The organism is Burkholderia sp. LA-2-3-30-S1-D2 (genome assembly GCF_001523915.2).
GTDB classification, from domain to species: domain Bacteria; phylum Pseudomonadota; class Gammaproteobacteria; order Burkholderiales; family Burkholderiaceae; genus Burkholderia; species Burkholderia diffusa.
On the sequence record NZ_CP013383.1, the window covers coordinates 74761 to 94428 of the forward strand.

17 protein-coding genes are annotated in these 19668 nt (G+C 66.7%); 9 read left to right on the forward strand and 8 right to left on the reverse strand.

The features are described from left to right. Positions 1-220: 220 nt before the first annotated feature. Positions 221-1579, reverse strand: coding sequence for an aspartate aminotransferase family protein (locus WS66_RS00335; RefSeq protein ID WP_059604772.1), 1359 nt, complete (start codon positions 1577-1579; stop codon positions 221-223). Between the two features lie 365 nt (positions 1580-1944). On the opposite strand from WS66_RS00335, the gene WS66_RS00340 reads away from it, so the two are divergent. Then, on the forward strand, positions 1945-2124 hold the full coding sequence (locus WS66_RS00340; RefSeq protein WP_059604775.1) for a twin-arginine translocation signal domain-containing protein: 180 nt from the start codon (positions 1945-1947) through the stop codon (positions 2122-2124). Between the two features lie 59 nt (positions 2125-2183). Here WS66_RS00340 and WS66_RS00345 read toward each other — a convergent pair whose 3' ends face one another. Then, positions 2184-2690 carry a GNAT family N-acetyltransferase gene (locus tag WS66_RS00345; RefSeq protein WP_059604778.1) on the reverse strand — a complete coding sequence of 169 codons (507 nt, stop codon included), beginning with the start codon at positions 2688-2690 and terminating at the stop codon, positions 2184-2186. Positions 2691-3182: 492 nt separating this feature from the next. Further along, the gene (locus WS66_RS00350; RefSeq protein WP_059604781.1) at positions 3183-3797 is read right to left on the reverse strand and encodes a glycine zipper 2TM domain-containing protein; all 615 of its coding nucleotides are present in this window, start codon (positions 3795-3797) and stop codon (positions 3183-3185) included. Between the two features lie 430 nt (positions 3798-4227). Between WS66_RS00350 and WS66_RS00360 the strand changes: the two genes are divergently transcribed. The 3 genes from WS66_RS00360 to WS66_RS00370 all read left to right on the forward strand — a co-directional run bounded on the left by WS66_RS00360 (position 4228) and on the right by WS66_RS00370 (position 7221). Next, positions 4228-5427, forward strand: coding sequence for an amidohydrolase family protein (locus WS66_RS00360; RefSeq protein ID WP_059604784.1), 1200 nt, complete (start codon positions 4228-4230; stop codon positions 5425-5427). A gap of 68 nt (positions 5428-5495) precedes the next feature. Then, positions 5496-6680, forward strand: coding sequence for an amidohydrolase family protein (locus tag WS66_RS00365; RefSeq protein WP_059604787.1), 1185 nt, complete (start codon positions 5496-5498; stop codon positions 6678-6680). 67 nt (positions 6681-6747) lie between these two features. Then, the gene (locus WS66_RS00370; protein ID WP_059604790.1) at positions 6748-7221 is read left to right on the forward strand and encodes a nuclear transport factor 2 family protein; all 474 of its coding nucleotides are present in this window, start codon (positions 6748-6750) and stop codon (positions 7219-7221) included. A gap of 67 nt (positions 7222-7288) precedes the next feature. Here WS66_RS00370 and WS66_RS00375 read toward each other — a convergent pair whose 3' ends face one another. Further along, entirely contained in the window at positions 7289-8155 is an 867-nt protein-coding gene (locus WS66_RS00375) for a LysR family transcriptional regulator (protein WP_059604793.1), read from the reverse strand. Positions 8156-8747: 592 nt separating this feature from the next. Here WS66_RS00375 and WS66_RS00380 point away from each other — a divergent pair. Both WS66_RS00380 and WS66_RS00385 read left to right on the forward strand, forming a co-directional pair. Beyond that, a complete protein-coding gene (locus WS66_RS00380) occupies positions 8748-9533 on the forward strand; it encodes an ABC transporter substrate-binding protein (protein ID WP_059604796.1) in 786 nt (261 codons plus the stop codon). Between the two features lie 45 nt (positions 9534-9578). Next, positions 9579-10427: a phytanoyl-CoA dioxygenase family protein gene (locus WS66_RS00385; RefSeq protein WP_059604797.1), complete on the forward strand. Its 849-nt coding sequence runs from the start codon at positions 9579-9581 to the stop codon at positions 10425-10427. Between the two features lie 106 nt (positions 10428-10533). Here WS66_RS00385 and hutC read toward each other — a convergent pair whose 3' ends face one another. Then, positions 10534-11271 (reverse strand): histidine utilization repressor, encoded by a 738-nt coding sequence (gene hutC / locus WS66_RS00390; protein WP_059604799.1) that lies wholly within the window; start codon positions 11269-11271, stop codon positions 10534-10536. A 44-nt stretch (positions 11272-11315) separates the two neighbouring features. Continuing rightward, positions 11316-12080 (reverse strand): SDR family oxidoreductase, encoded by a 765-nt coding sequence (locus WS66_RS00395; RefSeq protein ID WP_059604802.1) that lies wholly within the window; start codon positions 12078-12080, stop codon positions 11316-11318. A gap of 410 nt (positions 12081-12490) precedes the next feature. Here WS66_RS00395 and WS66_RS00400 point away from each other — a divergent pair, with 410 nt between their 5' ends. Beyond that, positions 12491-13201 carry a YceH family protein gene (locus tag WS66_RS00400; protein ID WP_059604805.1) on the forward strand — a complete coding sequence of 237 codons (711 nt, stop codon included), beginning with the start codon at positions 12491-12493 and terminating at the stop codon, positions 13199-13201. A gap of 85 nt (positions 13202-13286) precedes the next feature. On the opposite strand, the gene WS66_RS00405 is transcribed toward WS66_RS00400, so the two are convergent. Together WS66_RS00405 and WS66_RS00410 are read right to left on the reverse strand one after the other, a co-directional pair. Beyond that, on the reverse strand, positions 13287-13502 hold the full coding sequence (locus tag WS66_RS00405; RefSeq protein WP_236872907.1) for a hypothetical protein: 216 nt from the start codon (positions 13500-13502) through the stop codon (positions 13287-13289). Between the two features lie 220 nt (positions 13503-13722). Then, complete coding sequence (locus tag WS66_RS00410; protein ID WP_059604808.1) at positions 13723-14256, reverse strand: IS110 family transposase; 534 nt, start codon at positions 14254-14256, stop codon at positions 13723-13725. Positions 14257-14377: 121 nt separating this feature from the next. On the opposite strand from WS66_RS00410, the gene WS66_RS34805 reads away from it, so the two are divergent. Both WS66_RS34805 and WS66_RS00420 read left to right on the forward strand, forming a co-directional pair. Continuing rightward, on the forward strand, positions 14378-14566 hold the full coding sequence (locus WS66_RS34805; RefSeq protein ID WP_442859288.1) for a hypothetical protein: 189 nt from the start codon (positions 14378-14380) through the stop codon (positions 14564-14566). A 426-nt stretch (positions 14567-14992) separates the two neighbouring features. Further along, positions 14993-19666, forward strand: a complete 4674-nt coding sequence (locus WS66_RS00420; RefSeq protein WP_159086494.1) for an RHS repeat-associated core domain-containing protein — start codon at positions 14993-14995, stop codon at positions 19664-19666. The last annotated feature ends 2 nt before the right edge of the window (positions 19667-19668 follow it).

A 19668-nucleotide genomic window follows, 5' to 3' on the forward strand; every position in this document is an offset into this window, starting at 1 on the left:
ATTTCCACAGGAGCAAGCATGAGCGTTTCCCACGCAATGCGCGGCATCGCGGCCGCCGCGATCGTCGCCGGGGCGTGCGGCGCTGCGCGACGAGCTTGAAGCGAGCGCGCGCACCGCAGGCGTGCCCGGCACGCAGGTCGATCCGACGGATTTGCCGAAGTAGCGCCGGGCGTGCGTTCAGCTTGCCGCTGCGGGCGAGCCGAACGGCCGCCGCATCACGTCACGCCAGTTCGCCCAGGCATGCGTCGAACCGCGCGACGAGCGTATCGACGTCGTCGGTCGTCGTCTGCGGGCACACGAGCATCATGTTGTGGAACGGTGTGATGAGCACGCCGCGGTTCAGCAGGTACAGATGCACGATGTGCTCGAGCTCGCTGTCGAGCTGCTCGCCCGCGATCGTGCCGTTGCGTGGCGGCACGGGTGTGAACTGGAACTCGGTGCGCGCGCCGATGCGCGTCACGCACCATGGCAGCCCGTGTTTCGCGATCGCCCGTTCGAGCCCGGTCGCGAGCCGCGCGGCCAGTTCGAACATGTGCGCATACGCGGCATCGGTCGCGACTTCGGCGAGCGTCGCGCGCATCGCGTGCATGGCCAGCATGTTCGCGGTGAGCGTCGTGCCGATCCCGGAATGGCCGGGCGGCGCGGTCAGCTTCGCCTCTTTCGCGCGCTCCGCGAATTCGGCGCTGAACCCGTAGACCGCGCACGGCACGCCGCCCGCGATCGGCTTGCCGACCACCAGCGCGTCCGGTTCGAGGCCGTGCGCGGCCGCGTAGCCGCCGGGGCCGCTGCTGATCGTGTGCGTTTCGTCGATCACGAGCAGCGTGCCGTAGCGGCGCGTCAGTTCGCGTGCGGCCTCCCAGAAGCCCGGATCGGGCAGCACCATCCCAATGTTCGTCATCGCCGGCTCGGCGAGCACGCACGCGACGTCGCCGTCCTTCAGCGCCGCCTCGAGCGCGTCGAGATCGTTGAACTCGACGACGCGCGTGTTCGCGAGCAGATCGTAGGACTGCCCGAGCAGGCTGTCGCGCTGCACCGGGCGGCCGTCCACGAGGTCGACGAACACGTCGTCGACCGTGCCGTGATAGCAGCCGTTGAACACGACGATCGTGTTGCGGCCGGTGGCCGCGCGCGCCCAGCGCAGCACGAAGCGGTTCGCATCGCTCGCGCTCAACGCGAATTGCCAGACGGGTAGCTTGAAGCGGCGCGCGAGTTCTCGCGAGACCCACGCGGCGTCCTCGCTCGGCAGCATCGTCGTGTAGCCGCGCGTCGCCTGTTCGGCAAGTGCGCGCGCGACCGGCTCGGGCGCATGGCCGAACATCGCGCCGGTGTCGCCGAGACAGAAGTCCGCGTAGCGATGACCGTCGACGTCGGTGAACGTCGCGCCGCGCGCCTCCTTCACGACTAGCGAGAACGGCGTCGACCAGTCCTGCATCCAGTGCAACGGCACGCCGAACAGCAAATGCTCGGACGCTTCCGCGGACAACGCGCGGGAGATCGGCATGGCTTCGGTGAATGCACGGCGCTCGCGATCGAACAGCGCGCGGGCGCGGATGAGGTCGACTCCGTGGCGGGTCTGCAATTGGGGCTCCTGTGACGGGTTTGCATGGACGGGTGATGCCTCCGAGAGCTTGTCATATTCCATGCGCGCGGTCGATTCGGGCCTGACCGCGTATCCATCAGACATCGAGTTTCTGCGCATAAAGATACGACGACATATGTCTTTTCTCTGTTACTGAGAAGTGAGTGTGCGCACACATTCCGGCGAAGGCAGCTTTGAAACGAGGTGAGCGACAGATGCATCCTCGATTTCGATCACGGCGAGGCTTTGCCTCGTGGTGCGACGACGTATGAATAGAGGGCCGCCGCCTGGCGTGTCGATACCCCAACCATTGAAGGAATGCCCATGGCCGCAAACCGCTGCCGTTCGCCTTCGCCGCAGCAGAGGTGTCGCGCCGCGATTTCATCGGCTGGACCGGCGCACTCGCAGGCGGTGCTGTGCTCGGCGGACTGTTCGCGGCCACACGAGCATTTGCTGCCGGCACCGTGCCCAACGCGGCGGTTGACCTGACGAACGTGACGATCGCCGGGCAGGCTGTCAACACGACGATCACCGACAAGCGATGACGTAACGGCGTGGAGAGGCGTTCGCGTGCGACCGGCCAAGGGCGCGCGAACGCGACGCGTCATGCCAGCGTTTTGACCATGTGGTGTTCGTCGTAGAAGCGGCCGTCGACGAACAGCGAACGCGGTTCCGTGCCGAACCGGACGAACCCCCGCGACGCGTACACCCGTTCCGCGGCGCCGTTGATTTCATTCACGCACAGGACCAGTTGCATGCACTGCCACGCTTGCGCTGCGTGCGCGGTCGCGTTGTCGAGCAGCGATTGCGCGATGCCGCGCCCGCGATACGCGGGGTCGACGAACACGCCCCAGATCGTCGCCTTGTGCGCGACCTTGGCACGCGCATCGCGGCGCACGCCCGTGATGCCGACGAGCGTTGCGTCGTCGAACGCGCCGAACACGGCGCGCTCGTGGGTTGGGGTGATGCGCGTCGCGAATTCATCGACCGGGACGCGTGCTTCTTCGTCGCGGGTCGGCAGGAACGAGGTCGGCGACGTGTCGACCGCGCGGAGGCGGACGGACTGGAATTGCGCCGCGTCGGCGGCGTCGAGCAGGCGGATCGTGATCATCGGTCGGGATTGTCGTTGGTGTGCCGTGACATCGGAATCTGCGGCGCGATGCGCGGCAGGGCATCGACAATGCTAAGCGGAAACGCATGCACTCGTTTGCCCGATCGGCGTGCCCGATCGGCACGCGAGATGAAGGGCGCCGATGCGCGAAGGGCGATGGAGATGACGCGTGGAGAATGGATGAGCGTTCGCGATGTCTGCGGGCAATCGCGCACTCGGCGTCGAAGGGATGCAAGCGGAAACGAACCGGATGCGGACATGCCGGCCGCAGCGTTCGATGCGAGCCCGACCGCGGCCTGTGCGCGACGTGAGGCGCGTGACGGCGCAGTGCCGTACGCGACAAGCGTGCCGCGCTGATGGAAGGAGCGGGGATGAAGCAATGCGCGCCCGTGCGTTGCGCCGAAGCGGCGCACGGCGTCGGACGCGTGAAATGCGGACGCGACGTGAGGTGTCCTCGATGCACCCGATCAGCTCAGGTGCACGCGACCCAGATCAATAACGCGACAGCTGATTGCCGTTGATCTGGACGCGATCGCCCGGGCGCAGGTTGCCTGGCGACTGCACGTCGAACGAGCGCGTCGAGCCGTCGCTGACCTGCACGTCGATCCGGTAGCTGCTCGGCGGTTGGGCCGCGCCCATCTGCTGGCCGATCTGGTTGCCGGCGACGGCGCCGCCGAGCGCGCCGATCACGGTGGCAGCATCGCGGCCGTGGCCGCGGCCGAACTGGTTGCCCACCAGGCCGCCGACCAGCGCACCGACGACGGTGCCGGCGACGCCCGACGTGCCGATCGAGCCGCTGACCGGCTGGATGTTCGTGACGGTGCCGTATTGCGTGCCGTAGCCGTTGCCGTATTGCCCGGCGTAAGGCTGCGGGTTGCCGTATTGGTCGTACTGCGGGGCCTGGCTCGGATATGCCGGCTGCTGCGACTGCACGTAGCCGGGTTGCGAATACGCGGGCTGCGCGTAACCGGGCGTCGCGTACTGTTGCTGCGGATAGCCCGGTTGCGCGCCGTAGTATCCCGGCGCGACACAGGCGGTCAGCGGAAGCGCCGCCACGGCGACGAGCGAGGCGAACAGAACGGTCTTCGTGGAAGGCATGCGCATCATGATGTTTCCTGCATCGGCAACGTGTTCGCCGACGAATTCCGGGACGGGTGGCGAACTCGGCGTGAGTATAAGGAAAGGGCGGATGCGCGTCCGGTGCGGCCGGGTAACAACGTGTAAAGTCTGTTGCCGCGCAAATCGCGGCCGGGCGAGGCGGCGCGCGACGCCCGGCCGCGACCGTGCCGGGGCACGCTTGTCGGCAATGCGGGCACCGTCCCGGCGATCGCACCCGATCGCCGCGCCAGGCCCGACGGGGCGGCCCGTCCGTATATCGCGAAATCGAATGCGCGGCATCGCGACATTTAATTGGCCACTGGCCAACGCGTCCGATATCGTGACCGCATTCCCTGCCAACGGCCGAGCCGTGCCGGCCGCGGTCCTTTCGGCCATCCGAGCCGGCGTCGCGCAGCGACCGCCCCACACGTTCCGAGTCATGACCGATCGCTTCTTCACCAACGCCGTCGATGCCGGCGGCCAGCCCGTCAACCTTGCCGTCCATGACGGCCGCTTCGTCGCGATCGGGGCCGATTGCACCGCCGCGCCCGGCGCGGAAACGATCGACCTCGGCGGGCGCGTCGTGCTGCCCGGCTTCGTCGACGGCCACATCCATCTCGACAAGAGCTTCGTCGGCGACCGCTGGGTGCCGCACGAACCGGTCGGCTCGCTGCGCGAACGGCTCGCGGTCGAGAAGCGCCAGCTCGCGGCCGCTCCGCCGATCGTCGAGCGCGCGAATGCGCTGATCGCGCAGGCCGCCGCGTTCGGCACGATCGCGATGCGCAGCCATGTCGACGTCGACGCGACGACCGGCCTGTCGAACCTGCAGGCCGTGATGGCCGCGCGCGAACAATGGCGCGGGGTCGTCGACATCGAACTGGTCGCGTTCCCGCAGGCCGGCGTGGTGACGTGCCCGGGCACCGCCGAGATCCTCGATGCGGCCGTGCGCGAGGGCGCCGACGTGGTCGGCGGGATCGACCCGACGACGCTCGACGGCGACGCGGACGGCCAACTCGACATCGTGTTCGGCATCGCCGAGAAGCGCGGCGCGAAGATCGACATCCACCTGCACGAACCGGGCGAGACCGGCATCGCGCAACTGTTGCGGATCGCGGCGCGCACGCGCGCGGCGGGCCTCGGTGGCCGCGTGAACGTGAGCCACGCGTATGCGCTCGGCCAGGTCGATCATGGCGAGGTCGAGCGTGCGGCCGCGGCCCTCGCCGGCGCCGGCGTGTCGATCCTGACCAATGCGCCGGGCGACTGCGCATTCCCGCCGGTGCGGCAGCTGCGCGACGCGGGCGTGCACGTGTTCGCCGGCAACGACAACATTCGCGATGCCTGGTGGCCGTACGGCAACGGCGACATGCTGCAGCGCGCGATGATGGTCGGCTACCGCTCGGGTTTCTACACCGACGACGCGCTCGCCATCGCGCTCGACATGGCGACGCATGCCGGCGCGCGCGCGATCGGCAAGGCCGACTACGGCATCGCGGTTGGCTGCGAAGCGAGCTTCGTCGCGGTGCGCGCGCCGAATGCGGCCGCCGCCGTCGCCGGCGTGCCGGCCGAACGCTGGGTGTTCCGCCGCGGCGAAAGCGATACCGGTGCGCCGTTCGCGCCGGCACAACGTTTCACGCGATAACGACCTGACCGCCGTCGCGGTGCGTGCATCGTGAAGGCCCTGCACTGACCGACCACACAGGAACCGACATGACGAACCTGCTGATCCGCAACGTCCGCACGCATGCAGACGAAGCGCTCGACATCCTGATCGAAGGCGAGCGCATCGCGCGCGTCGGCCCGTCGCTCGACGCGCCCGCCGGTTGCGCGATCGAGGACGGTGCGCGCGCGCTCGCGCTGCCCGGCCTCGTCGAAGGCCACACGCACCTCGACAAGACCCACTGGGGGATGCCGTGGTATCGCAACGCGGTGGGGCCGCGCCTGGTCGACCGCATCGAGAACGAACGCAACTACCGCGCGACGAGCGGCCACGATGCAGGCGCCGCGTCGCTCGCGCTGTCGCGCGCGTTCCTCGCGGCCGGCACGACGCGCATCCGGACGCACGTGGATGTCGACACCGAAGCCGGGCTGCGGCATCTGCACGGCGTGCTCGCGACGCGCGAGACGCTGCGCGGCCAGGTGGAGATCCAGATCGTCGCATTTCCGCAGTCGGGCGTGCTGAAGCGGCCGGGCACCGATGCGCTGTTGTCCGAAGCCCTCGCCGCCGGTGCCGACCTGCTCGGCGGGCTCGACCCGTGCGCGATCGAAGGCGATCCGGTCGAGGCGGTGGACGTGCTGTTCGGGATCGCCGAGCGTCACGGTCGCGGGCTCGACCTGCACCTGCACGAGCGCGGGTCGATGGGCGCGTACTCGCTCGACCTCATCCTGCAGCGCACTGCCGCGCTTGGCATGCAGGGCAAGGTCACGATCAGTCACGGGTTCTGTCTCGGCGATATCACCGAACGCGAGCGCGACGCGCTGCTCGCGCGGATGGCCGAACTCGGCGTCGCGATCGTCACGACCGCGCCGGCCGCGGTGCCGGTGCCGCCGGTCGCCGCGTGCCGTGCGGCCGGCGTGACCGTGATCGGCGGCAACGACGGCGTGCGCGATACGTGGACGCCGTACGGGTCGCCCGACATGCTCGAACGCGCGATGCTGATCGGCATGCGCAACGATTTCCGCCGTGACGACGCACTCGAAGTCGCGCTCGATTGCGTGACGCACGGCGCGGCACGCGGTTGCGGCTTCGCCGACTACGGTCTGGAGGTGGGCAAGCGTGCGGACGTCGTGCTCGTCGATGCGCTGACGTTCGCCGAGGCCGTCGTCGCGCGGCCGACGCGGCGGCTTGTCGTGTCGTCGGGGAAGATCGTCGCGCGCAACGGCGCGCTGGTCTGAGTGAAGCGTGAGCGCGGCGTCGCCCCGGTATGATCCGGTTTTCAGCCGGATTTCCCGGGAGACGACGATGCGACGCACGACAGCGGCACGGGCCGCACGATGGATGACGGCGGCTCTGGTCGCCGCGAGCGCCGCGCATGCGGTGGCGGCCGGCCCGACCGACGCGCAGCAGGAAGCCAACCGGCGGACGGTGCTCGCGTTCTACGAAAAAGGCCTGAACGAGAAGGATGCGGATGCCGCGCTCGCGTATGTCGGCGACCGATACGTGCAGCACAACCCGAACGCGGCCGACGGACGCGACGGCTTCCGCAAGTTCGTCGCGTTCCTGCGCGACAAGTATCCGCAGTCGCACAGCGAGATCGAGCGGTCGTTCGTCGACGGCGACTACGTGATCCTGCACGTGCACGCGGTGCGCGAACCCGGCACGCGCGGCAGCGCGATCATCGACATCTTCCGGCTGGAGCATGGCAAGATCGTCGAGCACTGGGACGTGAACCAGCCGGTGCCGGAGCAGGCGGCGAACGGGAACACGATGTTCTGACGCGCGTGCATTCCCCGGTTACGTGGTCACGCGGTTGCTCGGCTGATGCCGACCGGCATCGCCGCGCTCATTCCTCCTCCTGCTCCAGCATCGCCGCGAGCGCCTTCGTCAGTTCGCTGACCATCGGATCGGCCGTCGGCCGATGCAGGATCGCGATGTCCATGTTCTCGATCGGCGCGAAGCCGCCGTGTTCCTCGGTCAGCACCACGTGCTCGTCGGTCACCACGCGCGCGGGCAGCACGCTGATGCCGAGCCCGTCCGCGACGGCCGCCTGGATGCCGCTCAGGCTCGACGTCGTGAAGCTGATCCGCCAGCGGCGGCCGCGTTCCTCGATCGCCTTGATCATGTCGTCGCGATAGAGCCCGCGCGGCGGGAACACGACGATCGGCACCGGATCGAGCTCGATCGTCGGATGTTGTGCGCTGTCGATCCAGCGCAGCTTCTCCGGCCAGCGCACCACCGCCTCGCGACTGTCGCGCCGTTGCTTGATCAGCACCAGATCGAGCTCGCCGCGATCGTAGGCCGCGCAGATATCGCGGCTCAACCCGCACATCACCTCAAGCTTCACCTGCGGATGATCGCGCTTGAAGGCGGCGAGCGCATGGGTCGTGCGGCCCGCCGCGAAATCGTCGGGCACGCCGAGCCGGATCGTCAGCGCGACGGTCGCGCCCGACAGCGCTTCCAGCATCTCGTCGTTCAGCGCGATCATGCGCCGTGCGTAGCTGAGCACCGTCACGCCGGCGTCGGTCGGCCGCACGTCGCGCGTGCCGCGGTCGAGCAGGCGATGCCCGGCGATCTCCTCCAGCCGCCGCACCTTCTGGCTGACCGTCGACTGCGTTGAATGCAGGCGCGCGGACGCGGTCGTGAAGCTGCCGCAGTCGGCGACCATCACGAGCGCGCGCAACAGGTCGAGGTCGAACAAAGGTCTATTCATTTCTGCACTTTTCCGGCGTCGAGCATTTCATTCACAAATACATGCGACGACTTTTAACATGGCCCGAGCCCATGGGCAATCGCGGTTTCGCCGGACCCGGCGCCGGAGGCGCTGCTGCGCGGCGCGGCCGATCGCGGTGCACGGCAATCATGTGGAGGCGGCGCGCGCGGACATGGACGCCGATCACATGAATCGGTTCGACCGTAGCATCAATGCGGTATAGGTCAGAACCTGGACCGGGTAAATCGCGAGGGGTGATTCCCGATCGTCCCGGCTTGTGGATATTCAATCAAATACACTCTCCGCCGACTGTGCGCATTACCGGGTAAACGCGTGAACGCCCGTGAATTTCAGGTAAATTTTTATACTTTGCATGTTACATCGCTCTTTCAGCGCGAATTCTCCATGCAATTCCCGCCCGTGGGCTCCACGTTCATTCGCTCGGCTTGCGCTCCAAAATTTCGCGGTCTAGACTGCATCGCAGTTTCATCGAAGTCCCAGTCTTTCGCGCACCGTGCCGGGCCTGCCGGCACGACGCTCCCCAACGGACGCCCGGCGCTCGCCCGCCGCGTCGAGACCACAAGGACACACCATGAACCGCACTGCAAAGCTCGTCGTTTCCGCGCTGGCGTTCGCGCCGCTCGTCGCGTTCGCGCAGGACACGGCGACGATTCGCTGGGGCATCGATCCCACCTATCCGCCGTTCGAGGCGAAGCAGCCCGACGGCTCGCTCGCCGGTTTCGACATCGACCTGCGCAACGCGATCTGCGAGCAGTTGCGCGCGAAATGCGTGTGGGTCGAGCAGGGCTTCGACGGGATGATTCCGGCGCTGCGCGCGCGCAAGTTCGACGTGATCATGTCCGCGATGACGGCCACCGACGAGCGACTCAAGCAAATCGACTTCTCGAACAAGCTGTACGCGTCGCCGGGTGCGCTCGTCGCGCCGGCCGGTTCGAAGCTGCTGCCGACCGCCGTGTCGCTCGCCGGCAAGCGCATCGGGATCGACCAGGGCACGACGCAGGAGGCGTACGCGAAGGCCGAATGGGCGACCAAGGGCGTGACGATCGTGTCGTACCAGAACCAGGACCAGGTGTATCAGGATCTGGTGAACGGCCGCCTCGACGCGACCTTCCAGGACAAGACGCAGGCCGGCTACTCGTTCCTGAAGACGCCGCGCGGCAAGGGCTATGCGTTCGCGGGCCCCGACGTGACCGACGTGCGCATCACCGGCTACGGCGTCGCGATGGGCGTGCGCAAGGGCGACGCCGAGATGAAGAAGCGGCTGAACGACGCGATCGTCGCGATCCGCGCGAACGGCACGTACCAGAAGATCGCCGCGAAATACTTCGACTTCGACATCTACGGTGCGAAGCAGTGAGCGTCGCACCGTGACTCCGTGATTCATTCCATCGACAGGCAAACCATGACGAGTATCCAGGAGCGCGTCGCGCAAGCCGTGACGCCCGAGCTGATCGCCGCCTTCCGTGAGGAAGGCGCGGTCTGCATCAAGGGCATCTTCTCGCCCGACGAAGTGGCCGCGCTGCGTGCCGGCATCGACGCGAACCTCGCGCAGCCCAGCGCGCGCGCGAAGGTCGCGAGCCGGCCCGACGACCCGGGCTGGTTCTTCGAGGACTTCTGCAACTGGCAGCACAACGACGCGTACCGCGACTTCATCGTGCGCTCGCCCGCGCCGTCGGTGGCCGCCGCGCTGATGGGCACGCAGACGGTGCGGCTGCATCACGACCACCTGCTCGTGAAGGAGCCCGGCACGCGGCAGCGCACGCCGTGGCATCAGGACCAGCCGTACTACAACATCGAAGGCGACGACAACGTCAGCATGTGGATTCCGGTCGATCCGGTGCCGCTCGAATCGACGCTGGAATTCGTCGCGGGTTCGCACCAGGGGCCGTGGCTGATGCCGCGCACGTTCATGGACAAGGAGGCGAAGTGGTTCCCGGAAGGCAGCCTCGCCGACCTGCCCGACATCGAAGCCGACCGCGCGGCGTTCCCGATTCGCCACTGGGCGCTCGAGCCTGGCGACATGGTGTGCTTCCGGATGCTCACGCTGCATGCATCGGGCGGCACGCAGAATCGCCGGCGCGCGTTCTCGATCCGCTTCGTCGGCGACGACATCCGTCACGCGCCGCGCCGCTGGAAGACGTCGCCCGATTTCCCGGGGCTCGCGGACGAACTGCCGGACGGCGCGCCGCTCGAGCATGCGCTGTTTCCGGTCGTGTGGTCGCGTGGCGCGGGGCAGGTCGGGGCGATCTGAGCGTGAGCGACGCAGAGCGACGCCATCGGGTGAGATCACGCGTGCGGCGTCCGTTTTGCGATGAAGCGGCCGCCGCGCGTGGTCGTTTTCGAGTGTCGGGGAAGGTTCAGGTCTGGTGCCGCCCGGCGCCCGGCTTGAAGCGCGAGCCGAGCCGGTAGCGGTTGCCCGGATGCAGGAAGTGCACGAACGTGACTGGCAGTCCGTTCGTCCAGGTGCGGCGCGTGAGCGTGAGGCACGGCTCGTCGGCGCGCATGTCGAGCAGCCGCGCCTGTTCGCCGGTCGGCAGCGACGCGTCGACCACGTGCTCGATCTCCAGTTCGTAGTGCGACACGTTGTTGAACAGGTATTCGGACGGCGGCTCGGCCTGGAAATCCTGATCGATGAATTCGGGCGCGGCGGCCGGGTTCACGTAGCGATCCTCGAGCTGAATCGGGCGGCCGTTTTCCTCGTGCACGCACACCACGTGAAAGACCGGCGTGTTGACCGCGAGCCCGAACGCGGCCGCGACGTCGAATGATGCAGGCTCGCGCGACTGGCTGAGCACGCGGCAGCGGTACTCGTGGCCGCGCGCGCGGATCTCGTCGCGGATATGCGCGATCATCAGCAAGTTCGACTGCGGCTTCACCTCGGCGACGAAGGTGCCGACGCCCGCGATGCGCTTCAGCACGCCTTCCTCGGTCAGCTCGCGCAGCGCGCGGTTGACCGTCATGCGCGCGACGCCGAACTGCGCGGCAAGATCGAGTTCGGACGGAATGCGGTCCCCCGGGCGCCAGTCGCCCGCATCGACATGCTGGCGGACGAGTGTCTTGATCTGCTGGAACGGTGCGGTGGTCTTCGTGACCATCGGGGGATCCTCGGGGAAAGGCAACCGCGAAATTCTATCCCGGATCAGGTCGCGGACAGTTCGCGAACGTCGGCCGTCGGCGCCGAACCGAACGCGTCGCTCAGTGCATGGCCGATCAATTGCCGCGCGGCCGCTTCGGGCGTCGACAGCGCGCCGCTCGACTTCAACTGGTCGAATTTCTCGCGCATCGGGAAGTTCGCTTCGCTGGTCGAGCGGATCGTCGCCTGCATGCCCGTATCGACGACGCCCGGCGCGACGCTGCAGATCCGCAGCGCGCGGTTCGCGTCGAGCGCGACGGCGCGCGCGTGATGATCGAGCGCCGCCTTTGTAGCGCAGTAGACGCTCCAGCCCGCATACGCGTTGCGCGCGGCGCCGCTCGACACGTGCAGGATCCGGCATTCGGTCGGCGCCGCTGCCGCCTGTACGAGCGCGGCCGACAGCATCAGCGGCGCCGCGACGTTCACGCCGACCGCGCGCGCGACGAGCGCCGGGTCCTGCGCGTCGAGCGGGCCGATCGGATCGACGATGCCCACGTTGTTGAAGAGCAGCACGATCGACGCGCCGTCGACGAAGCGGCGCAGCGTGTCGCCGGCGAGCCACGTCGCGATGGCCGACGTGTCCGACAGGTCGAGCTCGATTTCGGCGAAACGGCCGCCGGCCTGCGCGGCGAGCGACGGATGACGGCTGCGCGACACACCGAGCACGGCAATGCCTTCCTGCAGCAATTGTTCGGCGAGCGACGCGCCGAGGCCGCGCGTGTGTCCGGTGACGATGGCGCGCACGGGCGGCGCTGAGATGGATGCAGTCATGGCGGTGAACGAGTGAACGGATGAACCGTGTCGACGCGTAGCGCGCATGCGCGGCGGCACGGCGGGCGGGACGGGCGATGCGCGGTGCTGGCGTGGCGTGCGAAATCGGCCGCGTGCGGCACCGCATCCCCAAGTGAACGCGTATCGTACCGCCGGCCCGCGCGACGCGCAAACGCGGGGCGACGCCGCGCGCAGGCGCGGTGCGTGAATTCGGGACGTCGAACGCATGCGCCGCCGCGCACCGCCGCGTGGCCGATACGTTGGACGAAACCGGGCTGCGGCAAGTCCGCACGCCATGGCGGCGAGTGGCGCCGGGCCCCACGTCGCGAGCTATCATATGGCTCGCCCGATCGCGACGCCGGACGGGGCGCGACCGTTTCCCTTCACTTGCTGCACGCTGCGACGCATCCATGAACACCACGCCGGACATGCCCACGCCACGCGCCCTGCGCGAACTTACGCCTCTCGAGGCCCGCATTCTCGGGGTGCTCGTCGAGAAGCAGCACACCGTGCCCGACACCTATCCGCTCTCGCTGAATGCGCTGACCTCGGGCTGCAACCAGAAAACCGCGCGCTCGCCGGTGATGAACGTCAGCGAGGACGAAGTCACGACCGCGCTCGACGGGCTCAAGCATCTGAGCCTCGTGATGGAAGGGAGCAGCAGCCGCGTGCCGCGTTTCGAGCACAACATGAACCGTGTGCTCGGGATTCCGAGTCAGGCGATCGCGCTGCTGACGATCCTGCTGCTGCGCGGCCCGCAGACGGCCGCCGAACTGCGCCTGAACAGCGCACGCCTGCATGGCTTCGCGGACATCTCGTCGGTCGAGGCGTTCCTCGACGAACTCGCGGCGCGTGCGCAGCCGCTCGTCATCCGGCTGCCGCGCGCGCCCGGTGCGCGCGAGAATCGCTGGATGCACCTGATGTGCGGCGAGGTGAACATCGCCGAATTCGCCGGTTCGGATGCGGGCGGCGGCGCGGACTCCGTTCCGCCGTCCGAGTTCGAGGCGCTGAAGGCCGAACAGAAGCGGCTTGCGGATGAGGTGGCGCGGCTGAACGCGCTCGTTCAGCGCATGGCGACCGAACTCGGGATCGACGTCGACACCCCAGGCGACGCCGGCTGACCGCCCGCCCGAGCCAACTCGACACCGGCGCGGCCGAGGGCGCGCCGGGTGACGAACGCGCCTCCCGGCACCGCTCGAATCCGCGCTACCAGCGGCACCCCGTCTTCTCGGACGCATCGACGTCCTGCGCCCACGCGAAGTCGGTCTTCTTGCCGGTGCGCGCATTGGTGTACGTCATCGAATAGACGATCGCACCCTGGCTCATCATTTCGTATTCACCGTTGATCTTGCCGTCGACCATTTCCCACCACGTCGTCGTGAACTGGTACGGGCGGCCTTCCGCGAGTTCTTCCTGATCCACGTGCTTGAACAGCAGCGGAATCGCCGCCTTCGATTTCGCGTAGCGGACGACACCACCTTGCCACTTCCTCTGATCACACCGGTTTTTCGGGGGGATTACCGCTGTACAACGTCATCATGCTTGGCGGACGCGTCGATCTGACCGGAAAGTGCAGTGACGCGCTCGTCTATGCGCAGGAAGTCCGACCGCAGATCCGTCAGCAGCTGTCGCATGGTCGGCGTCAAATCGTTGGAATCATCCGCGAGAATGCGAGTGGCATCGTATCGGAACATGCCGACGCCGGCGTGGATTGCGATGCCGTATTCGAGCAGAAAGCAGCGAAACTGCTCACGAGAGCCGTGCGCTGGTGAATGAATCGGGCTCGCACGCGATGTAGCGCTTGCATGTCAAGTTGCTCGTGGCGTTTGACAGGGATGAAACGCATCATTGGTCGCGTTACAGCTTCGGCGATTGCCGAGGCGTCGAGCGTGTCTTTCTTGTTCGACTTCAGGTAGGGCTTGACGAATTGGGCTGGTATCAACTTTACGTCGTGGCCGAATGCGATCAGTTTCCTTGCCAGCCAATGCGCTCCTGGACAAACTTCCATGCCCATGCGCGCGGGAGACGCCGTCGCAAAGAACTGTAGCAAGGCGTCGCGACGAAGCCTGATTCTCAGTGTGGGCTGTCCGTGCTGGTCGGCACCGGCGATGTGAATCGTCGTCTTGCCCAGGTCAACACCGTAGACGGCGCAGCTGTGAGGAACGATACGCATCATTCTCCGACGGTTTCGGGGCTTCAGTATCCCCCTTCAGGGAGGGGCGGGCCATCCTATTAGCGCTGAAGCCTTGGGTTGTTGAGTTTGATGTGATTCATCAATCATAAAGCGGTTTGTCACCTTGCTTGCCGTCGTAGTGACGTTAGCCGGCTGCGACGCGTTTTCTTCCGAACCGACCTACCGTGGTGTCAGCATCATGGGGCTCAACTACACACCGTTCAATCTGAGCGATTTCACGATTCGTGACAAATACGGCAACCGAGCGAGCGGAGGGGCGACTCACCGCCGGGCGCTGGCGCTGGAAGGTTGAGCTGTTGCTACAAGTTGAAGGGAACGGATTTCACGGTCGACTGGGAGATATATGACCAAGACGAATTCGTAGAAAATCCGTATGCGCCGATCAAGAAGATCCATACGAAAACCGAGGTCAAATTTCCCGCGGCAAAGGCCAAGGGCGGAGCAGTGGAGGACGTGCTTGCCGTGCACTTCTATCCTGACCAGCGATGACGGCCTTTTAAGAGAAGTCATGCAGCGATTCGAGGCGAGTGGACTCGATCTCCGCGTGCTGGCCCCCGTACAACTGACGCCTTAGCGAGCGTCAAGAGGCACCGGGCGCGACAGAGGGGCGCCTTTGCCCCCTAAACAAGGCTCGGTCCCGGACGCAGCGCTCCCATCACAAGAAGCCGCATCGGATTGCGGCTCATCGATTCCAATTTCACATTCCGATTAACCCGCGATGGATAGCAACAACAGCAACGCCGCAGTACCTCGAGCAAAGCAAGTAGCCGTCGTCCCGGTGAATCTGATCCAACCCGCCGACGTGGGGCAGAGCATCAGTGCCTTCGACGACTGGCTGATCAGCATCAGCGACGGCACGATCTCGCTGGAACGTATCTCCACCATGGCCGGTGCGCTGCCGGTGTTGGGCAACATCCTCGCACTGGCGGACGTGTTCGGCGATATCGTCACCCTCGCGAAGAGTAAAGAGCGCCATACGCTCGATTGGGTGAGCCTGGGCATCAACCTGATGGGCGTGGTGCCCTTGCCCGGCACAGCGGCTGCCCGCATGAGTTTGCGCCCAGGCTTGTTCCTGGTGCGTCAGGAGTTGCGCAAGAGCGGCAAGCAACTGGTCGGCGAGGCGATGCTCACGGTGCTCGCTACCAGTTTGAACGCCAGCATCAAGGGCAGCCTGGAAGACTTCGTGACGAGGGCAAGGGCCGAGTTGTCCGGTTTCATCGAAGCGGCCGCCCAGTATGGAGAGGCGCTGATCGTTGACCTGGCCAACGGCCTGGACGCGATCGTGCTGAGCGAGCTGGATGCCGAGGGCAATCTCAAGGCGGCGAAGGCGGAACTGTTCGAGGCCACGGGTAAACTCTGGCGTGACCCGCTCGGCGTATTCACCAATGTGTATGGCGCCGCCACGCAATTCCAGGCGAGCGTGGCCAAGGCCAGCCTCAACCTGGCGACAATGGCGATACCGAAGCGCGCCTGCGAAGCAGTGCTGCGGGAGACCGCAGCACTTCGTCGGCTGTCGCCCGAACTCGGTCGGCAGATTCGCCGTCTGGCCGACGAAAACATTGAGCAGAGCATCGGCTGGATCATCGCGGGCCTGGCCCGCGCCGTCCTCGCGCGCAGACCCGGCCGGGGACATGGCGCCAACGTCAAGTCGGGCACCACCAGCATCAGCAAGGCCAGCCACCCGGGGCAGCCGCTGGAGCCGCGCCCCGTCGAACTTAGGGCCCAGGGCGATGCCAAGCCCCAGAAAAACGGCACGTGTGTCGGCAGTTGCGGCAGCATCAGCTTCGCCATGGGCAGCGAGACCATCGCGCATACCGACTTCGCCTTGCCGGGTCCGTTCCCCATTGAATGGACCCGCACCTACCGCTCCAGCCAGGGCGCTTTCGATGATGGCGAGCTGGGCGCGCGCTGGATCACGCCATACACCACGCGCTTCGACGTGCGGGGCGAAGGCCTGCGCTACCATGGCGCCGACGGGCGCAGCCACGACTACCCGCTGCCCAAGGTCGGACAGTTCCATGAAGATCGCATCGAAGACCTCACGCTGGTTCGTGTACGCGATCACGAGTTGGTGCTGTGTCGTGGCTACGAACGCCGCGAGACCTACCAGCGCCACGGCGACCGCTACCTGCTGGTGCGGATCGAACTGCGCGGCGGTGCCGGGCTGCTGCTCGGCTACGACCACCGCGTTGGCAATCGCGCGGTGCTGTCGGACCTGATCACCTACCAGGACGATCCCAGTCAGCCGCATACCCACCTGGGCACGCTGGTGGACGAGGCTGGCCGCATCACCGGCCTGTGGCTGATGGGCGAGGACGAACCCCTGCGCCGCCTGAGCCTGTACCGTTATGACGAAGCGGGCGACCTCACGCTGGCCCAGGACGAGAATGCCGCCGCGTGGACCTACCAGTACCAGCACCACCTGATCACCCGTTACACGGACCGCACCGGCCGCGGCATGAACCTGCAATGGCACGGCGACGGGCCGGACGCCAAGGCCGTGCGCGAATGGGCCGACGACGGCAGCTTCGACACCCGCCTGGAGTGGGACGAGAACATCCGCCTCACCTACGTCACCGATGCCCATGGCCAGGAGACCTGGCACTACTACGATCACCTGGGCTACACGTACCGCATCATCCATCCCGATCAGCGTGAGGAATGGCTGTTCCGCGATGAGGCGAAGAACGTCGTCCAGCATATCCACCCGGACGGCAGCGAGGACTGCTACGCCTATGACGAGAACGGCAACCTGCTGGAGCACATCCGCGCGGACGGCACCACCGTGCATTACGCGTGGGATAGCAAAGACCAGCTCATCAAGATCAGCGACGCCGAAGGCGGCCTCTGGCTGCGCGACTACGATACCCGCGGCCGCCTGACGGAGGCCATCGACCCGCTGGGCAACAAGACGGAGTATGCGTACAACTTGATGGGCCTGCCGATCGGCATCACCGATGCCAGCGGCAAGACCAGGCAGCTCGAGTACAACAGCAGCGGCCAGCTCACCCGCTACGTGGACTGCTCGGCCAAGGCCAGCGAATGGGCCTACGACGCGCGCGGCCAGCTCATCCAGTTCACCGACGCAGCGGGCCAGGTCACCTGCTACCGCCACGAGGCCGGCCGGCTCGCCGCCGTCCGCTACCCGGACGATACCGAAGAGCACTTCGAGCGCGACGCAGAGGGCCGGCTGCTGACTCACATCGATGCGCTGGGCCGGCGCACCGAATGGGACTACACCGAAGCCGGGCTGCTGGCCAAGCGGGTGGACGCCGCCGGCCAGTCCCTGCGCTATCAGTGGGACAAGCTCGGCCAGCTCACCGCGCTGCGCAACGAGAACGGCCGCGATGCCGAGTTCCACTACGACCCGGTGGGCCGCCTGCTGGCGGAAACCGGCTTCGACGGTGCCATCACGCGCTACGAGTACGAGGAGGAGACCGGCAAACTGGCGCGCGCCATCGACGGGCAGCGCATCACCGCCTACGCCTTCGACCCGACGGGTCGCCTCACCGAGCGGCGCGCTGCGCTGCAAACCGGCGACGCAGCCCCGCGCAAGGCCGACTGGCAGATCGAGACCTTCGCCTACGACCTCAACGGCAACCTGGCGCTGGCCAGCAATGCCGACAGTCGCCTGCAATGGTTCCACGACCCGGCCGGTAACCTGGTGCGCGAGCACCAGCACTACACCCGCCTGGGCCAGCCGCTGGTGGGCGTGTGGCAGCACGAATACGATGCGCTGAACCAGCGCATCGCTACCGTGCGCCCGGATGGTCACCGCGTCAGCTGGCTCACCTACGGCAGCGGCCACCTGCTGGCGCTGCAGCTCGATGAGCGCGAGCTCGTCAGCTACGAGCGCGACGACCTGCACCGCGAGGTCGCGCGCCTGCAAGGCAACCGCCTGCTGCAAACGCAGCAGTGGGACGCCATGGGGCGCTTGAGCGAGCAGGTGCTGACGCGCGACACGCCTGCGCCCACACACACCGCAGGCGGTAACCGTCTGCTGGTACGTCGCTACCGCTACGACGCCAGCGGCCAGCTCACCGACATCAACGACACGCGGCGCGGGCAGCTCGCCTACCGCTACGATCCGGTGGGCCGTTTGCTCGAAGCGCAAAGCCGGCTCGGCCACGAGACGTTTGACTTCGACCCGGCGAGCAACCTGATCGCCCCGGCCGAGCAGCGCGAAGCCGAGCGCCAGCGCATGCCGCGCATCAAGGCGCTGGACAACCTGCTCAAACAATACGCCGACACCCATTACCAGTACGACGCGCGGGGCAACCTCACGCAGCGCTGGCACAACGGCAAGGAAGGCCGCTTCACCTGGGATCTGTTCGACCGCCTCACGCACTACGAAGACGAGCGTCTGAAGGTCGACTACACCTACGACGCCCTCGGCCGGCGCCTGTCCAAGCACAGCCAGGCGCACTACGAGGAAAGAAGCGAAGCGGGGCCACACTGGAACCGCGCCGAGCGGGTCAAGCGTAACCGCGAGCTGCAATGCGGCTTCACGTTGTATGGCTGGGACGGCGATACGCTGGCGTGGGAGAGCAAGATCGCCGACGAGGATGGCTTCGGTGCGCGCACCACGCACTATGTGTACGAGCCCGGCAGCTTTGTGCCGGTGGCGCAGGCGGTGCGCGACGACGCCATCGAATTGCTGGACCAGCCCGAGTACGGCGATTACTACCGGCAGGACGAAGACCCGCTGTGGTTGCCGCCGCCGCCCGCACCAGCCATCGACAGCCTGGCGTGGTACCAGTGCGATCACCTCGGCACGCCGCAGGAGCTGACTGACGAGCACAGCGAGATTGCGTGGAGCGCGGAGTACCGCGCGTGGGGCGTCGCGCAGGAGGCAATCAGAAAGGCCTCGGAGAAGGCACCGATCGCCAACCCCATCCGCTTCCAGGGGCAGTACCATGACCATGAGTCGGGGCTGCACTACAACCGGCATCGGTACTATGATCCGGCTACGGGGCGGTTCGTATCGAAGGATCCGATCGGGCTGGCGGGCGGGGTCAACGCCTATCAGTATGTTCCAGCTCCAACTGGGTGGGTGGACCCTCTCGGTCTCAGCTGTACAACGCGTCTCGGTGTGAAGCGGAACAATCCCCGCGATTGGCGTAGGCTGCGTGATTTGTGGGATGACCTTGGATACGACAATATTCTCAGCCCGGGGAATCGGGACAAAATTGCTCAGGGGAAGACGCCAGTTGTCGACGACGCTTGGATCAGTGCTTTCCCCGGTGACGAGCAGTTGAGAGGTGAAAAGATTCCAATGCACCATATTGGCGGCGCACCGGTAACGGTCCCGTTACCAGAATCGCGGCATTTAGAGGCCCATATGCCCGGGGGCTTTAGAAACAATCCGGGTGGGCCAGGCTCCTGTGGGTGACG

Coding starts and splice junctions, on each gene's coding strand:
- WS66_RS00345 (WP_059604778.1), bottom strand. CDS start 2,690: ATGATCACGATCCGCCTGCTCGACGCCGCCGACGCGGCGCAATTCCAG.
- WS66_RS00350 (WP_059604781.1), bottom strand. CDS start 3,797: ATGATGCGCATGCCTTCCACGAAGACCGTTCTGTTCGCCTCGCTCGTC.
- WS66_RS00360 (WP_059604784.1), top strand. CDS start 4,228: ATGACCGATCGCTTCTTCACCAACGCCGTCGATGCCGGCGGCCAGCCC.
- WS66_RS00365 (WP_059604787.1), top strand. CDS start 5,496: ATGACGAACCTGCTGATCCGCAACGTCCGCACGCATGCAGACGAAGCG.
- WS66_RS00370 (WP_059604790.1), top strand. CDS start 6,748: ATGCGACGCACGACAGCGGCACGGGCCGCACGATGGATGACGGCGGCT.
- WS66_RS00375 (WP_059604793.1), bottom strand. CDS start 8,155: ATGAATAGACCTTTGTTCGACCTCGACCTGTTGCGCGCGCTCGTGATG.
- WS66_RS00380 (WP_059604796.1), top strand. CDS start 8,748: ATGAACCGCACTGCAAAGCTCGTCGTTTCCGCGCTGGCGTTCGCGCCG.
- WS66_RS00385 (WP_059604797.1), top strand. CDS start 9,579: ATGACGAGTATCCAGGAGCGCGTCGCGCAAGCCGTGACGCCCGAGCTG.
- hutC (WP_059604799.1), bottom strand. CDS start 11,271: ATGGTCACGAAGACCACCGCACCGTTCCAGCAGATCAAGACACTCGTC.
- WS66_RS00395 (WP_059604802.1), bottom strand. CDS start 12,080: ATGACTGCATCCATCTCAGCGCCGCCCGTGCGCGCCATCGTCACCGGA.
- WS66_RS00400 (WP_059604805.1), top strand. CDS start 12,491: ATGAACACCACGCCGGACATGCCCACGCCACGCGCCCTGCGCGAACTT.
- WS66_RS00410 (WP_059604808.1), bottom strand. CDS start 14,256: ATGATGCGTATCGTTCCTCACAGCTGCGCCGTCTACGGTGTTGACCTG.
- WS66_RS00420 (WP_159086494.1), top strand. CDS start 14,993: ATGGATAGCAACAACAGCAACGCCGCAGTACCTCGAGCAAAGCAAGTA.